Source organism: Advenella kashmirensis WT001 (genome assembly GCF_000219915.2).
GTDB lineage: Bacteria > Pseudomonadota > Gammaproteobacteria > Burkholderiales > Burkholderiaceae_B > Advenella > Advenella kashmirensis.
Genome location: NC_017964.1, coordinates 1420733 through 1435419, shown reverse-complemented (window position 1 = coordinate 1435419; position 14687 = coordinate 1420733). Strand labels below are relative to the sequence as shown.

At 57.1% G+C, this 14687-nt stretch carries 13 protein-coding genes and 3 pseudogenes; 11 read left to right on the top strand and 5 right to left on the bottom strand.

The features are described 5' to 3' along the window. Positions 1-96 precede the first annotated feature (96 nt). The 5 genes from TKWG_RS06760 (at position 97) to miaA (ending at position 5005) form a co-directional block, all read left to right on the top strand. Positions 97-657, top strand: a complete 561-nt coding sequence (locus TKWG_RS06760; protein ID WP_014750132.1) for a bifunctional alanine racemase/tRNA (adenosine(37)-N6)-threonylcarbamoyltransferase complex ATPase subunit type 1 TsaE — start codon at positions 97-99, stop codon at positions 655-657. Next, positions 609-1940 carry an N-acetylmuramoyl-L-alanine amidase gene (locus tag TKWG_RS06755; RefSeq protein WP_014750131.1) on the top strand — a complete coding sequence of 444 codons (1332 nt, stop codon included), beginning with the start codon at positions 609-611 and terminating at the stop codon, positions 1938-1940. The genes TKWG_RS06760 and TKWG_RS06755 overlap by 49 nt, the downstream gene beginning before the upstream one ends. Before the next feature lie 196 nt (positions 1941-2136). Beyond that, positions 2137-3564, top strand: a complete 1428-nt coding sequence (gene mutL / locus TKWG_RS06750; protein ID WP_081489236.1) for a DNA mismatch repair endonuclease MutL — start codon at positions 2137-2139, stop codon at positions 3562-3564. Further along, positions 3507-4076 carry a DNA mismatch repair MutL family protein gene (locus TKWG_RS26975; protein WP_171815091.1) on the top strand — a complete coding sequence of 190 codons (570 nt, stop codon included), beginning with the start codon at positions 3507-3509 and terminating at the stop codon, positions 4074-4076. The genes mutL and TKWG_RS26975 overlap by 58 nt, the downstream gene beginning before the upstream one ends. Further along, positions 4031-5005 (top strand): tRNA (adenosine(37)-N6)-dimethylallyltransferase MiaA, encoded by a 975-nt coding sequence (gene miaA, locus TKWG_RS06745; RefSeq protein ID WP_050981553.1) that lies wholly within the window; start codon positions 4031-4033, stop codon positions 5003-5005. The genes TKWG_RS26975 and miaA overlap by 46 nt, the downstream gene beginning before the upstream one ends. Positions 5006-5068: 63 nt before the next feature. On the opposite strand, the pseudogene purM reads toward miaA, so the two are convergent. Beyond that, a pseudogene (gene purM, locus TKWG_RS06740) lies at positions 5069-6117 on the bottom strand (phosphoribosylformylglycinamidine cyclo-ligase). 60 nt (positions 6118-6177) lie between these two features. On the opposite strand from purM, the gene TKWG_RS06735 reads away from it, so the two are divergent. From TKWG_RS06735 to folK, 6 genes and pseudogenes are all read left to right on the top strand, one after another. Beyond that, the gene (locus TKWG_RS06735; protein ID WP_014750129.1) at positions 6178-7242 is read left to right on the top strand and encodes an AI-2E family transporter; all 1065 of its coding nucleotides are present in this window, start codon (positions 6178-6180) and stop codon (positions 7240-7242) included. Continuing rightward, positions 7239-7697, top strand: coding sequence for a DnaA/Hda family protein (locus TKWG_RS23200; protein WP_148274490.1), 459 nt, complete (start codon positions 7239-7241; stop codon positions 7695-7697). The genes TKWG_RS06735 and TKWG_RS23200 overlap by 4 nt, the downstream gene beginning before the upstream one ends. Beyond that, positions 7631-7912, top strand: a complete 282-nt coding sequence (locus tag TKWG_RS26970) for an HdaA/DnaA family protein (RefSeq protein ID WP_407636915.1) — start codon at positions 7631-7633, stop codon at positions 7910-7912. Before TKWG_RS23200 ends, TKWG_RS26970 begins: the two co-directional genes overlap by 67 nt. Before the next feature lie 19 nt (positions 7913-7931). Further along, positions 7932-8611 (top strand): annotated as a pseudogene (locus tag TKWG_RS06725) (HAD family hydrolase). A 23-nt stretch (positions 8612-8634) separates the two neighbouring features. Next, positions 8635-10044 (top strand): polynucleotide adenylyltransferase PcnB, encoded by a 1410-nt coding sequence (pcnB, locus tag TKWG_RS06720; RefSeq protein WP_014750126.1) that lies wholly within the window; start codon positions 8635-8637, stop codon positions 10042-10044. Then, positions 10001-10543 carry a 2-amino-4-hydroxy-6-hydroxymethyldihydropteridine diphosphokinase gene (gene folK / locus TKWG_RS06715; protein WP_238534327.1) on the top strand — a complete coding sequence of 181 codons (543 nt, stop codon included), beginning with the start codon at positions 10001-10003 and terminating at the stop codon, positions 10541-10543. Before pcnB ends, folK begins: the two co-directional genes overlap by 44 nt. A 172-nt stretch (positions 10544-10715) precedes the next feature. Here folK and TKWG_RS06710 read toward each other — a convergent pair whose 3' ends face one another. From TKWG_RS06710 to TKWG_RS06695, 4 genes and pseudogenes are all read right to left on the bottom strand, one after another. After that, positions 10716-11687, bottom strand: a complete 972-nt coding sequence (locus TKWG_RS06710) for a peptide ABC transporter ATP-binding protein (RefSeq protein ID WP_014750124.1) — start codon at positions 11685-11687, stop codon at positions 10716-10718. Then, positions 11684-12664 (bottom strand): ABC transporter ATP-binding protein, encoded by a 981-nt coding sequence (locus TKWG_RS06705; RefSeq protein WP_014750123.1) that lies wholly within the window; start codon positions 12662-12664, stop codon positions 11684-11686. Before TKWG_RS06705 ends, TKWG_RS06710 begins: the two co-directional genes overlap by 4 nt. Before the next feature lie 9 nt (positions 12665-12673). Further along, positions 12674-13594 carry an ABC transporter permease subunit gene (locus TKWG_RS06700; RefSeq protein WP_050981550.1) on the bottom strand — a complete coding sequence of 307 codons (921 nt, stop codon included), beginning with the start codon at positions 13592-13594 and terminating at the stop codon, positions 12674-12676. A gap of 10 nt (positions 13595-13604) precedes the next feature. After that, positions 13605-14632: pseudogene (locus tag TKWG_RS06695) on the bottom strand (ABC transporter permease subunit). Between the last annotated feature and the right edge of the window lie 55 nt (positions 14633-14687).

Here is a 14687-nt window from a genome sequence, read left to right as displayed (position 1 = left end):
ACGGATTGGACATTAAATTTCATTAATTTTTAGGCAGTTCCGGTGGATTTCTTATAATTTACATTATGTTTCTTTTCCCGGAACGGCCCAATTTCCATGTCGAACTTGCAAACACCCCCTCCTGAGCCCCTGGCCAGCACCGCACTTTATCTGCCCGATGAGGCAGCCACGGAGCAACTCGCAAAGGCCCTTTCAGACATTTTTTCTCATTATTTTTCAAATAGTTACGAGAAAAACTCAGGCACAGAAAAGAGCGCAAAGGTGTATCTGAGAGGCGACCTGGGCGCCGGCAAAACGACCTTCGTCCGGCATTTTTTGAGGGCCATGGGTGTGAAGGGACGAATTAAGAGCCCGACCTACACTTTGCTTGAAACCTATAAAGTTTCTAGTTTATACTTGTATCACTTTGATTTTTATAGATTTACCGATACCGAAGAATGGCATGAAGCCGGTTTTCGTGAGAATCTGGGTGAAGACGCAATTGTATTTATAGAGTGGGCAGATAAAGCAGGACCCGGGTTGCCAACACCCGATCTTGAGCTGTACCTGAGATACGAATCGGCTGGAAGAACGGCACAATTTAACGCTTTTTCGGAAAAGGGCAAGACATGGATAACAAAGCTCATTCACAGGAAAATGCCAACAGGCGACCAATAACCCGTCGGCGCATTCTGGGTGCGTCAGCCACACTGCTGTCCCTTCCCGTCGTATCCAGGGTCGCTGCCGCCGCCGGTGGACAGATTCTGGCCGTACGTACATGGCCTGCCGACGAATATACCCGGGTCACGCTGGAACTGAACTCGCCACTGCGGGCCGAGCACTTCATGCTGGGCAATCCCAATCGACTGGTGGTCGATATCCAGGGTCTGACCATTAGTCAGGCGCTCAATTCGCTGATTTCCAAAATCCGTCCCAATGACCCTTATATCGCCGCCGTGCGTGTGGCACAGAACCGCGCCGATGTAGTGCGTCTGGTATTCGACCTGAAACAGGACATTGCCCCGCAGGTATTCACACTGAAACCGGTAGGCGACTACCAATACCGGCTTGTCCTGGATCTGTATCCCAAAGTTGCCAAGGATCCGATCCTGGCGCTGGCCAGGGATCTGGAAAATGATCCGCTGGCACAGGTTTTGGACAACCTGGCCCAGAACAACAGCAATGCGCCGGTACCTTCGGTCAGTGGCCAGGTCAATCCTGCCACGGCCGGCCGCCAGCCATCCCGTGCCAACCCCAATCGCCCCATCCTGGTGGCCATTGATCCTGGCCATGGTGGCGAAGATCCGGGCGCGATAGGCATGCGCGGGACACGCGAAAAAGATATTGTGCTGGCCATCGGACGCCAGTTGCGCGATGTCATCAACTCGCAGCCCAATATGCGGGCCTACATGACGCGCGAGTCAGACTTTTTTGTGCCGCTGCATGTTCGGGTGCAAAAAGCGCGACGGGTCAAGGCCGACCTGTTCGTATCGATTCACGCCGATGCCTTCACCAACCGCTCGGCACGCGGCACCTCGGTATTTGCCCTTTCCCGCAATGGCGCGTCCAGTGCCGCCGCCCGCTGGCTGGCCAAAAAAGAAAATGCCTCCGATCTGATTGGCGGCCTGGATATTGGCGCGCATGATCGCCAGACAGCCAGTGTGCTGCTGGACATGTCCACCACCGCGCAAATCAATGATTCCCTGAAAATTGGGCATCGCGTGCTGGGTTCGCTGGCGCAAATCAATGGCATCCATAGTCGCAAGGTAGAACAGGCGGGGTTTGCCGTGCTCAAGGCGCCGGATATCCCCTCCATTTTGGTAGAGACAGCTTTTATCAGTAACCCGCAAGAGGAAAATTTTCTGCGTAGTCCGGCCAACCAGCGCCAGATTGCTCGGGCCATTTTCTCTGGCGTCAACGATTATTTCTCCACCAATCCACCGCTGGCAAGAGTCGGCTGACAACGTCTACCAAAGCTTCTATATAAAACCCTTAGGTATCCCGCCCTACCTTTGCTCACATAACGCCTTCGTATTCGGAGGCGTTATTATTTGCGGCGTCATCGGGCCAGTGATCCGCCCTGGCCAGACTTACGTGTACGTCAATCGTCAAACACGCTAAAATGTCCTATTGCCCTTCTCTCTTTATGCTGCCCCCATGTCCGACCGCCGCCATATCGCCCCCCTGCCCGACACGCTGATTAGCCAGATCGCGGCCGGCGAGGTTATTGAACGCCCGGCCTCTGTTTTGAAGGAGCTGCTGGAAAATGCGCTGGACGCCGGAGCCCGCAGCATTGAAATCAGACTGGACGGCGGCGGCATTCGCCGCATTTGCATTACCGATGACGGTCACGGCATTCCCCGGGAAGAACTGGCGCTCGCATTGACCCGTCATGCGACCAGTAAAATCAACAGCCTGGGAGACCTGGAATCGGTCAGCTCCATGGGGTTTCGCGGTGAAGCCCTGGCCTCTATTGCCTCGGTGGCTCGCCTGACCCTTACCTCCCGAACCGAGAACGACGATCATGCCTGGCAGATTGATGGCACCGCGCTGCAGATTAGCCCGGCGGCGGGCAGTACAGGTACCACCATCGATGTGCGCCAGCTTTTTGACGCCGTTCCGGCCCGCCGCAAATTTCTGAAATCCGAACCAACCGAACTGGGCCACTGCCTGACTGTCGCCGAGCGCATTGCCTTGGCCACCCCTGCCATCGCCTTTCGCCTGTTCCATAATGGCAAAGCCTATAAGCAGTGGATGCCGGTAGATTTATTGCAACGCATTCGGGATGTGCTGGGCAATGAATTTACCCAGGCCGGGCTGCCCGTAGACGCCCAATTGCCCGCCGCCGGCTTGCGAGGCCTGATCACGCTGCCCAACGCTGCGCGCGCCCGCGCCGATCGTCAGTATCTATATGTGAATGGTCGCTTTGTACGGGATCGCACCGTTACCCACGCCGTACGCACGGCCTATGCCGATGTCCTGCATGGCGACCGGCAACCGGCCTATGTGCTGTTCCTGGATATTGATCCTACAGCAGTAGACGTGAATGTACACCCGGCCAAGCATGAAGTGCGCTTCAGGGACAGCGGCGCCATTCACCGTTTTGTTGGGCAGGTGCTTACGCAGGCCCTTGCGGGCGTCGGCGGCGAAGTGGCTGCAGCCAATGCCCTGCCTGCCAGAATGCCAGGCGGCCTGGCACCGGCCGAATACGCCACCCATATACAAAACTCAGAAAACGGTCGCATTGGCGCCAATGCCATCGACGGCGTCCAATCCCAGGAAACCATCAGAGTCACCCCGGGCTATCAGCCTCCCTGCATTTGCACAGCGCTTCGCCACAATCAACGGAACACTGGAAACAGTTCTACTCGCCGCTGGAATCGGCCTCGCAACACCTGGGCGAGCCACAACACAATCTTGCCATGCCCGGGGCGGCAAGCGTCTTTCATCCCGCGACTAACGGCAGCGCCAATGCCGGCATCGGCCTGCCTGACACCGGTGACCAGGCCGACCCCTATCCGCTGGGCATGGCGCTGGGGCAACTTCATGGCATCTATATCCTGGCCCAGAATGCCCGCGGACTGATTCTGGTCGACATGCATGCGGCACACGAGCGCGTGGTCTATGAACGCCTGAAGACGTTGCTCGACCAGCAGGCATTACCTCAGCAGGAACTGCTGGTTCCCTATGTGATTCATTGTTCCGAGCGCGATGTCGCTGTCATGGAAAGCCATAAGGAACAGTTGGTCACACTGGGCCTGACCATCAGCGCCACCGGCCCGCAGTCGCTGGCCGTACGATCGGTGCCCAGCCTGCTGGCCGGCGGCGATATTGAATCGCTGGTTCTCAATATCCTGAAGGAACTGGAGATGGTGGGCCACTCCGAACAACTTACCGGTCAGCGCAATGAACTGCTCTCGACCATGGCCTGCCACGGCTCGGTGCGCGCCAATCGCCGCCTGACCCTTGAAGAAATGAATGCCCTGCTGCGCCAGATGGAGCATACGGAACGGGCCAACCAATGCAATCACGGCCGCCCGACCTGGTTTCAATGGAGCATGAACGATCTGGATCGTCTGTTCATGCGCGGCCAGTGACGCAGCCGGTATTGTGCCTGGCCGGCCCGACTGCATCGGGCAAGAGCGCCAGCGTGCTGGCGCTGGCCCGACGCTGGCCGATTGAAATCATCAATGTTGATTCGGCCACCATCTATACTGGCATGGACATAGGCACGGCCAAGCCCACGCCACAGGAACGAGCGCTCACACCCCAGCATCTGCTGGATATCCGAGATCCGACAGAATCGTATAGCGCCGCGCAGTTCGTGCAGGATACCCAGCTGCTGATCGATCAAATACGCGCGCGCAGCCGCATACCTGTGCTGGCCGGCGGCACCATGATGTACTTCAATGCGCTACGCCAGGGCCTGCATGCGTTACCGCAGGCAGACGCGGGCATCCGCGCCGATATTGAGCAAATGGCAAAAGAGCATGGCTGGCCGCATGTGCATGCGCTGTTGCAGCGCCATGATCCGGTCACGGCAGCCCGGCTTGCCCCCAATGACCGACAGCGCATCCAGCGCATGCTGGAAGTATGCCTGATCACCGGCCAACCTTATTCGTCGCTGATTGCGGCTGAAGGCGAACGCGCCAGTACCGATACGTTTCATATGGTGAGCCTGGAGCCTTCGGCGCGCCTGCAGTTGCACGAACGCATTGCCTTGCGTTTTGACCAGATGCTTGGGCTGGGGCTGGTGAGAGAAGTGGAACAGTTGTGGCGCCGGGGCGATCTGCACGAGGATTTGCCGGCAATACGCTGTGTCGGTTATCGGCAGATCTGGCAACATCTTGCCGGCCAGGACAGCCTGCAAAGCGCGCGGGAAAAAGCCATTGCCGCCACCAGGCAACTTGCCAAGCGGCAACTCACCTGGTTGCGCAGCATGCCTGATCGTCAGGTCATCGATTGCCTGCAGGCAGATGTGGCGGACCGCGTTATTGACGCCGCTGCCGCCATCATGGCTCGGTAGCCGCCGTAAAAACCACGTTGTTAAGCAAGACCTTACCGGGCCGGCCTGCCGGCCCGCAGTGTATCAGACCACCACAGCCTGAGGCATGCCCTCTTCCTGGCGTACAATTTGGCCCAGATCGAAAACGGTTTCGCCCTGTTCCTGCAGGGTTGCCGTAATGGCCGCAGCCTGATCGGCGGCAACCACGATCACCATGCCAATACCGCAATTGAATACGCGATGCATTTCAGTGTCTGCAACCTGCCCTTCCTGCTGCAGCCACTGGAACAGGGGTGGCAGCGTCCAGGCGGCTTTTTCAATACGCGCGCTCAGGCCTTCCTGCAAAATGCGCGGGACGTTGTCAAGCAGGCCGCCACCGGTAATATGCGCCAGACCCTTGATCGCTGTGCCATGCTGGGCCAGCGCCGCCAGCACCTGTTTTACATAGATGCGGGTGGGCGCCATGACCACGTCACCCAGTGGCTGGCCGTGGAAATCATCATCCGGACGGGCGCCGGCGCGCTCCAGAATCTTGCGAATCAGCGAAAAACCATTGGAATGCGCGCCGCTGGAGGCCAGGCCCAGGATGCGATCGCCTTCAACAATGCTTTTGCCGTTGATAATGGCCGATTTATCGACCGCGCCCACGGCAAAACCGGCCAGATCATACTCGCCGTCGGGATACATGCCCGGCATTTCAGCCGTTTCTCCGCCGATCAGGCGCAACCGGACAACTCGCAGCCCTTGGCAATACCACCCACCACCTGGGCGGCGGTGTCGACCGACAATTTGCCACAAGCGAAATAATCCAGGAAGAACAGCGGTTCTGCACCCTGCACCAGGATATCGTTAACGCTCATGGCCACCAGGTCTATGCCTACTGTACTATGGCGGTTCCACTCAAAAGCCAGGCGCAGTTTGGTGCCAACACCGTCGGTTCCGGAAACCAGCACGGGCTCGCGAAATTTCTTCGGCACTTCAAACAACGCCCCAAAACCGCCAATGCCCGCCATGACGCCTTCGCGCATGGTTTTGGCCGCCAGCGGCTTGATCCGGTCAACCAGCGCATCCCCGGCGTCGATGTCTACCCCCGCATCGCGATACGTTAAGGAAGATTTGTTTGAATTTGTCATGAGCAGGCTGCCTAAATATGTAAAATGTCAATTAATCGAACAGGAAGGCCTTATTTTACGATGAACGAATATATTTTGCGCCGGAAACAGACCCTTCTCTGGTCAGGAGTCGGCCTGGTACTACTCGTTCTCCTGTATGTCCTGTCGCCCGTATTGACACCATTCATGCTTGGCATGGCGCTAGCCTACATTCTGGTGCCCGGCGTCAATATGCTTGTCGCCCTCAAATTACCACGCTGGCTGGCCGTCGGCATCATGTTTTTTCTGTTACTTGCCGTCATCCTGGGGGTGCTGCTGATTGTCATTCCACTGGTGCGCAAGGAAGTGGGGATGGCCATTGAACAGTTGCCCGGCTGGGTTGCGCAGTACAATATCAACCTGGCGCCTCGCCTGAACCATCTGTTTGGCGTATCTGCAGAGATCGACATCCTGAAGATTCGGGAAGTGCTGCAGGATGCCATCACCGGCACCGACAGCCTGACAACAACCATTATCACCTACGCCAAGTCCAGCGGATCGGCTGTCATTTTCTTTTTTGTAAACCTGCTGATCACACCCGTGGTACTGGTTTATCTGCTGTTTGACTGGGACAAGTTCATTCTGTCTATCCGTGAAGTCATCCCGCGACGCTATCTGGATGGTACCCTTAGCGTATTTCGCGATATTGATCGCCTGTTATCCAGCTTTTTACGCGGCCAGATCCTGGTCATGCTGATCCTGGCCGTCTACTATAGTGTTGGCCTGTCATTGGCGGGGTTCGAAAGTGCGATTCCGATCGGGGTATTGACCGGCATGCTGGTGTTCATTCCCTATCTGGGTGTCACCTTCGGCCTGTTGCTGGCCATTCTGTCGGCGCTACTGCAGTTTGACAATTATTATGGCCTGATTTCCGTGGCTATCGTCTATGGGCTTGGGCAGATTCTGGAAGGCATGGTGCTGACGCCCAAAATCATGGGCGAACGTATCGGCCTGCATCCACTGGTCATTATTTTTGCTCTGTTCGTTTTCGGACAGATTTTCGGTTTCTTCGGGGTGCTGATGGCCCTGCCCATCAGCGCCGCCCTGTCGGTGCTGATCCGCCGTGTTTACGGCCAGTATCGTCGCAGTGATTTTTACAAGACATGAAAGAACAACTTATCCTGGACGTCCTGCCGGTCGTACCTCCCCGTTTCGACAATTTCGTGACGGGTCGCAATGGCGAAACGGTCAGCCGCCTGCTTGGCGCTGGCGCCGGACAGAGCATCTATCTTTGGGGCGAACACGGCAGCGGCAAGACCCATTTGCTGCGTGCTGCCACCCGTCAGCACGGTCTCTACCTGAATACGGCAACCGATATCCTGCCAGATCCGGGCGAACCCGTCGCGCCCGGCAGCATCATCGCAGTGGACGACGTACAGAACCTGTCCGAAGCACAGGCGGCAGCTTTGTTCGGCCTGTTCAACCAGTGGAAAACCCACCAGCATACACCCGAAGCCTTTACCCTTCTGGCCAGCGGCCCTGTGCTCCCCGCCAGCTGGACATACGCGAAGACCTGCGCACGCGCCTTGCCTGGGACCTGGTTTATCGCCTTGAGACCCTGACCGACGATGAACGCCGTAGCGCGCTGCTGCAGCGTGCATCAGACAAAGGCATCCCGCTTAGCGCCGAGGTAACCAACTGGATGTTCAACTATTACGCCCGTGATATGAGTGCCTTGTCATCGCTGCTTGACGCCCTTGATCGCTATTCGCTTGCTGAAAAGCGATCAATCACCGTTCCCTTGTTAAAATCCTACCTTCAATCCAGACATTCCTGAAAAATACATCTATTTGACTATGACGCAACGACTCGCCCTGTTTGACCTTGACCATACCCTGCTGCCAATCGATACTGATCGACACTGGGTAGATTTCCTGGCCCGCAATGGCTGGGGTGGCGATCCCAAGGTGGTGCAGGCAAAAAACCATGAACTCATGGAAAAATACACGGCGGGTACGCTGAAAATAGAAGAATCGGTCGAATTCATGCTGAGTTTTCTGAACCTGCATACACCTTATGAACTGGCGCGTTTTCACGAACAGTACATGCATGAAGTGGTCAGGCCCGCCATGCGCGACAAGGCGGTGGCCTGGTGGCAAAACATCTGGAACAGGGCGACCTGTGTTGCCTGGTGTCGGCCACCAATGAATTTGTCATCGCGCCGGTTGCCCGGGCCTTTGGCATTCCGCATGTTATCGGTACGGTGCCGGAATACAAAAACGGCCGCTACACCGGCAAGGTTGTGGGTACGCCCAGTTATCAGGATGGCAAAGTCATTCGCGTCAATGAATGGCTAAGCAGCATGGGCCTGACTCTTGAGCACTTTACTGAGAGCTGGTTCTACAGCGACTCCCAGAACGATATCCCGCTGCTTGAAGCGGTAACCCATCCGGTTGCAACCAACCCGGTACCGCCGCTACGCGAACTGGCAAATAAAAATGGCTGGCCGGTGCTGGATCTATTTCCTTTGCAATAACAGGGACCAACAAAAACAATCACATGATCAAAAATACCATTCGCACATTCGTCAGCCGGCTTTTTGCCGCGCCCGTCCTGAAAGATAAGCACCGGGTCTATTCCCACGAGCAGCACAAGATTGACCGACGCCTGGTCTCGCGCAATGCCATCAAGGTGTGCGAAGTACTGCAGCAAAAGGGCTACGATGCATTCATCGTTGGCGGTGCAGTGCGTGACCTGGTCCTGGGCTACGAGCCCAAGGATTTTGACGTTGCCACCAGCGCCACACCCGAAGAAATCCGCCCGCTGTTCCGGCGTGCCCGCATCATTGGCAGGCGTTTCCAGCTGGTGCACGTCGTCTTCGGCCAGGAAATCATCGAGACGTCGACGTTTCGCGCCCCTTCGCAAGGGGACCAGCACACCGATGCCGATGGTCGTATTCTGAATGACAATGTGTTCGGTACGCAGCAGGAGGATGCTGCCCGGCGCGACTTCACGCTCAACGCCCTGTATTACGATCCGGTCAAGGAAACCGTCATTGATTATCATAACGGCGTGGCCGATCTGAAAAATCATCTGGTGCGCATGATCGGCGACCCGGAAAAGCGTTTTCGCGAAGATCCGGTGCGCATGTTGCGCGCCGTGCGCTTTGCCTCCAAACTGAATGGCACGATTGAGCCGGCAACACAGGCCCCGATTCGCCAGCTGGCCGGTCTGATAAAAAACGTGCCGGACTCGCGCCTGTTTGATGAGACGCTCAAGCTGCTGACCTGTGGTAATGCGATTGTCGCGCTGGAGCAACTGCGCAAGGAAGGGCTGCACGAAAACGTCCTGCCGCTGATCGATCAGGTGCTCAGACAACCTGGCGGTGAGCAATTCGTACAACTAACGCTGGAGCGCACCGACCATCGCGTGCGTGCCGGCAAATCGGTCAGCCCGAGTTTTCTGTTTGCTGCGCTGCTGTGGCGACTGGTCGATATCAACTGGAAGAAAAACCTGGAGCGCAAGGAACATCCGATACCGGCGCTAAGCCAGGCGGCCGATCTGGTGATCGACACCCACATCAGTAAAATGGCCATCCAGCGTCGGCACACTGCAGACATGCGGGAGATCTGGTTTATGCAGCCCCGCTTTGAACGCCGCATACCCAAACAGATCTGGCGCATGACCGAGCAACCGCGCTTTCGGGCTGCGTGTGATTTCCTGCAGTTGCGTGCTGCCTGCAATGAATTTGACAGCGTGCTGGCGCAATGGTGGATGGATCTGGCCGATGCCAATCCTGGAGATCGTGCGCAAATGATTGAAGCGCTTACTGCAGAACAACAGGCGGCCGGGCCGGCAAGCGCCCCACGCAAGCGGCGCAAACGGCGCAGCAATGCGAGCAAAGGCAACCCCACCGGCGGCGATAGTGCTTCCGGCAACACAAGCTCAAGCCGCCCAGCGGCTTCTTAGCCCCGTGCACACCGCCTATATTGGCCTGGGGTCGAACCTGGGCGAAAGCGAAGACACATTGTATCGGGCCCTGGACGATATCGCCGCCCTGCCCCGTAGTGTTTTGCATCAGGTTTCAGACCTGTACCGAACGGCCCCGATAGACTCGTCTGGCCCCGATTACATCAACGCCGTGGCCCGGGTGGCCACCGAGTTGTCTGCACCGGACTTGCTGCAAGCGCTGCAGGCCATTGAACTGAACCATGGCAGGGCTCGCCCCTATCGCAATGCGCCGCGCACGCTGGACCTGGACATCCTCTGCTATGACGATCTGGTGCAGGACACCACGCAATTGATTTTGCCGCACCCGCGCATGCACCTGCGCGCTTTTGTACTGCGCCCGTTGCTGGATATTGCGCCTGACATGGCGCTGCATGGGCGGCCTATCAGCCAGTGGCTGGCCGAATGCGACGCACAGCCGATAGCCCTGTATCGCCGTTACACGGACCGGCCAAGTTGACGCACAGACGATAACGCAATCCCGGGCTGGCGCAATGGTGTAATCGTGTACTCCAACAATCATAAAACCACTTAACTGATCGACCACGCGTGCTTTCAGCGAGCATCTGGGCGGCCTTACTGCAGCGGCCTAATACGCACAACCGCATCCGCTTGCACGCCGCCACAGTGGCTTACACGAACTGCTCGGCCAGATGACAGGCAACCTGCCGACCCGCCACTTCACGCAATACCGGCTCCTGATCACTGCATTGTGCCACCGCATGTGGGCAGCGCTTATGGAACGTGCATCCCGAAGGAGGATTCAACGGCGACGGCAATTCACCTTCAATCTTGATCTTCACGGTCCGTTTTTCCGGATAGATCGAAGGTGTTGCCGACAGCAGCGCCTGCGTGTATGGATGCAATGGCTTTTCATACAAAGTCTGTTTCGGCCCGCTTTCTGCAACCCGCCCCAGATACATCACCATGACCTCGTCAGCGACATGCTCCACCACCGACAGATTATGGGAAATGAACACATATGACGTATGCAATTGATCCTGCAAATCAAGGAAAAGATTGAGGACCTGTGCCTGGATGGATACATCCAGTGCCGAAGTAGGTTCATCGGCCACGACGATACTGGGGCGCAGCATCATGGCGCGGGCAATAGCCACACGCTGGCGCTGACCGCCAGAGAACATATGCGGGTAACGATAATAGTGCTCGGGGCGCAAGCCAACGCGCTGCATCATGTCACGCACGCGCTCCTTGCGCTCGGCGCTTTTCAGGCTGGTATTGATGATCAGCGGCTCTTCCAGCTGATCGCCAATCTTGCGGCGCGGGTTCAGCGAACCATAGGGATTCTGAAACACCATTTGCACCTTGCTGCGCAAGGCCTTGATCTGTGACGACGATCCGGCATCCACCTGATCCCCGTCGAGCCATAATGTCCCGGAGGTCGGGGCTTCGATCATGGTGATCTGCCGCGCCAGCGTCGATTTGCCGCAACCGGATTCGCCCACCACCGCCAGGGTTTTGCCCCGCTGCAATGAAAGCGACACGCCATTGAGCGCCTTGAGCGTGGCACGCGGCTTCATAAACCCTTGCGACACATCATAATAGCGCGTCAGGTTTTCTGTTTTCAATACGATATCATTCATGACTTGATTTCCTGCAAGGGCACCAGCGGTGTATGACAGCGCACTGCCCTGTCGGCATAGCTGATCAGTTCCGGACGCTCACGCACACAACGCTCCTGGGCGATAGGACAGCGCGGAGAGAGCAGACAGCCCGACGGACGATCGTATTGCCCCGGCACCATACCAGGCAGTGTGGATAAACGCCGAGAACCACGGCACGATTCGGGAATGGAGGCAATCAACGCCTGCGTATATGGGTGCGCCGGCTCAAAAAAAACGTCCCGCACTGCACCGGTTTCAGCAACTTGTCCTGCATACATGACCACTACACGCTGCGCGACTTCCGAGACGACAGCCAGGTCGTGCGTAATCATGAGCAGAGCCATGCCGCGTTCTTTTTGCAAACGCAGCAGCAAGTCCATGATTTGCGCCTGGATCGTCACATCCAGCGCAGTCGTCGGCTCATCGGCAATCAATAGGCGCGGCTCGCAGGCAATCGCCATGGCAATGGCCACACGCTGACTCATGCCGCCGGACAACTGATGGGGGTACGCCGACAGTCTGCGCTCAGGATCGGGAATTTCCACTTCGCGCATCAGCTCAATGGCGCGCTGGCGACGGGCCTTGCGATCCAGGCCGATATGCACCTTGAGCACTTCCTCAATCTGAAAGCCCACGGTATAGCTGGGGTTTAACGCGGTCATCGGATCCTGGAAAATCATGGCAATATCCTTGCCGATAATCTTGCGCTTCTGCCTGGCAGTCAATGCAGACAATTCCTGCCCGTCAAACAGCATCTGCTCCGCAGTCACGGTACCCTGCCCGTCCAGCAAACCCATCATGGCCATCATGGACACCGACTTGCCCGAACCGGACTCGCCCACAATGCCCAGCAGCTCGCCCTGGTCTACAGTCAAATCAACGCCGTCGACAGCAAGAAAGGGTTTGTCCTTGGTGCCAAATCGCACGCACAGGTTACGGATGTTCAATAAACTCATTCGTGCCTCCTATGCCGCGCGTTTCAGTTTGGGATCCAGCGCATCGCGCAGGCCATCGCCCACCAGATTGATGGCCAGTACTGTAAGCAGAATGGTCAAGCCGGGAAAGGTGACCACCCACCAGGCACTGGTAATGTAATCGCGCGCCGTGGCAAGCATGGTGCCCCACTCGGGTGCCGGCGGCTGCACACCCAGCCCCAGAAAGCCCAGGGCTGCGATATCCAGAATAGCCGAGGAGAACCCCAGCGTCGCCTGCACGATCAGCGGCGCCATGCAGTTGGGCAGCACAGTGATAAACATCAGACGCACTACACCAGCGCCAGTGACCCTGGATGCCATGACGTAGTCCTTGCTCAGTTCGCTCATGGCCGAGGCCCGCACGATGCGCATATAGCCGGGCAAACCCACGACCGCGATTGCAATCATTGCATTTGTGATACCGGGACCAAGCACCGCCATGATCGCAATGGCCAGCAGCACCGAAGGCAAAGACATCATGATGTCGGCCATGCGCATAAGCACACGCCCTGCGGTATTCGGAAAAAAAGCCGCCAGCAGGCCAAGCAGAATGCCCGGCACAAGTGTGATAATCACAGCTGAAAAACCAATGACCAGCGACAGCCGTGCACCATGCATCAGTCGCGAGAGAATGTCCCGCCCCGCCTCATCGGTGCCCAGCAGATAGGCGGCGCTACCCCCTTGCTGCCAGGCCGGCGGTTGCAGCATATGATCGCGAAACTGCATCAGGGGATCGTACGGAGCCAGCCAGGGCGCCAGCACGGCGGCCAGCACCATGAGCACCAGAAAACAGAAGCCGGCAACCGCGCCACGGTTGTTGGAAAAGCTGACGATAAACTCGCGCAGCGGAGACGGATACGTGATCGCACCGGTCGTTGCGACATGGGTGTCAGTCAAAGAGAGGGGATTCATGATGTCGTCCTTATTTTGCATGACGGATCCGCGGATTGACAACACCATAAACGATGTCTACTACCAGATTGACCAGGATAATCAGGACGGCCACGATCAACAGACCATTTTGCACCACCGGATAGTCGCGTCGGAAAATGGCGTCAACCAGCCACTTGCCAATGCCTGGCCAGGAGAAAATGGTTTCCGTGAGCACGGCGCCGCCAATCAGCGTGCTGATTTGCAGGCCGATCACTGTCACCACGGAAATCATTGCGTTGCGCAACGTATGGACAAAGATGACTCGTCGTGGCGACAGCCTTTGGCCCTGGCTGTTCGGACATAATCTTCGCCCATGACTTCGAGCATGGAAGAGCGGGTCATCCGCGAGATAACCGCCAGCGGGATGGTACCCAGCACGACAGACGGCAGGATCAGGTGCATAACCGCATCCAGGAACGCGCCACTGTTGTATTCCGGATCCTGTATCTGCGCGATCACCGAATCGATCAACATGAAGCCGGTATAGGGCTGCACATCGTAGGTCAGGCTGATGCGGCCAGAGACCGGGGTCCAGCCCAGATAGGACGAGAACAGCATGATCAGCATCAGGCCCCACCAGAAAATCGGCATGGAGTAACCAGTGAGCGACAGACCCATGACGCCGTGATCCAGGAATGTGCCGCGCTTGATGGCAGCCAGCACGCCCAGCAAAATACCGAAGATCGAGCCGAACAACAGGCACAGATGCCCAACTCCAGCGTGGCCGGAAACAGGGCTGCAAATTCGCCCCAGACACTGCTCTGGCTGGAAAAAGACTTGACCAAAGTCGCCCTGCAGCAAACCACCCAGATAGTTCAGATACTGAATATGCAGCGGCTGGTCCAGCCCAAGCCGGGCCATGATGGATTTGTACATTTCCGGGTCAACATTGCGCTCACCCAGCATTGTCATCACCGGATCACCGGGAATCATATGAATAAGAAGAAACGTCAGGATCGTGATACCGAAAAATGTCGGAATCAGAATCGCCAGACGCCTGAGAATAAAGGAAAACATGAGGCCAGCCTCCGTGGACACTCAGGCCATATGAGATATGACCGGTTTGTTACGC

Coding starts and splice junctions, on each gene's coding strand:
- TKWG_RS06760 (WP_014750132.1), top strand. CDS start 97: ATGTCGAACTTGCAAACACCCCCTCCTGAGCCCCTGGCCAGCACCGCA.
- TKWG_RS06755 (WP_014750131.1), top strand. CDS start 609: ATGGATAACAAAGCTCATTCACAGGAAAATGCCAACAGGCGACCAATA.
- mutL (WP_081489236.1), top strand. CDS start 2,137: ATGTCCGACCGCCGCCATATCGCCCCCCTGCCCGACACGCTGATTAGC.
- TKWG_RS26975 (WP_171815091.1), top strand. CDS start 3,507: ATGGCGCTGGGGCAACTTCATGGCATCTATATCCTGGCCCAGAATGCC.
- miaA (WP_050981553.1), top strand. CDS start 4,031: ATGGAGCATGAACGATCTGGATCGTCTGTTCATGCGCGGCCAGTGACG.
- TKWG_RS06735 (WP_014750129.1), top strand. CDS start 6,178: ATGAACGAATATATTTTGCGCCGGAAACAGACCCTTCTCTGGTCAGGA.
- TKWG_RS23200 (WP_148274490.1), top strand. CDS start 7,239: ATGAAAGAACAACTTATCCTGGACGTCCTGCCGGTCGTACCTCCCCGT.
- pcnB (WP_014750126.1), top strand. CDS start 8,635: ATGATCAAAAATACCATTCGCACATTCGTCAGCCGGCTTTTTGCCGCG.
- TKWG_RS06710 (WP_014750124.1), bottom strand. CDS start 11,687: ATGAATGATATCGTATTGAAAACAGAAAACCTGACGCGCTATTATGAT.
- TKWG_RS06705 (WP_014750123.1), bottom strand. CDS start 12,664: ATGAGTTTATTGAACATCCGTAACCTGTGCGTGCGATTTGGCACCAAG.
- TKWG_RS06700 (WP_050981550.1), bottom strand. CDS start 13,594: ATGAATCCCCTCTCTTTGACTGACACCCATGTCGCAACGACCGGTGCG.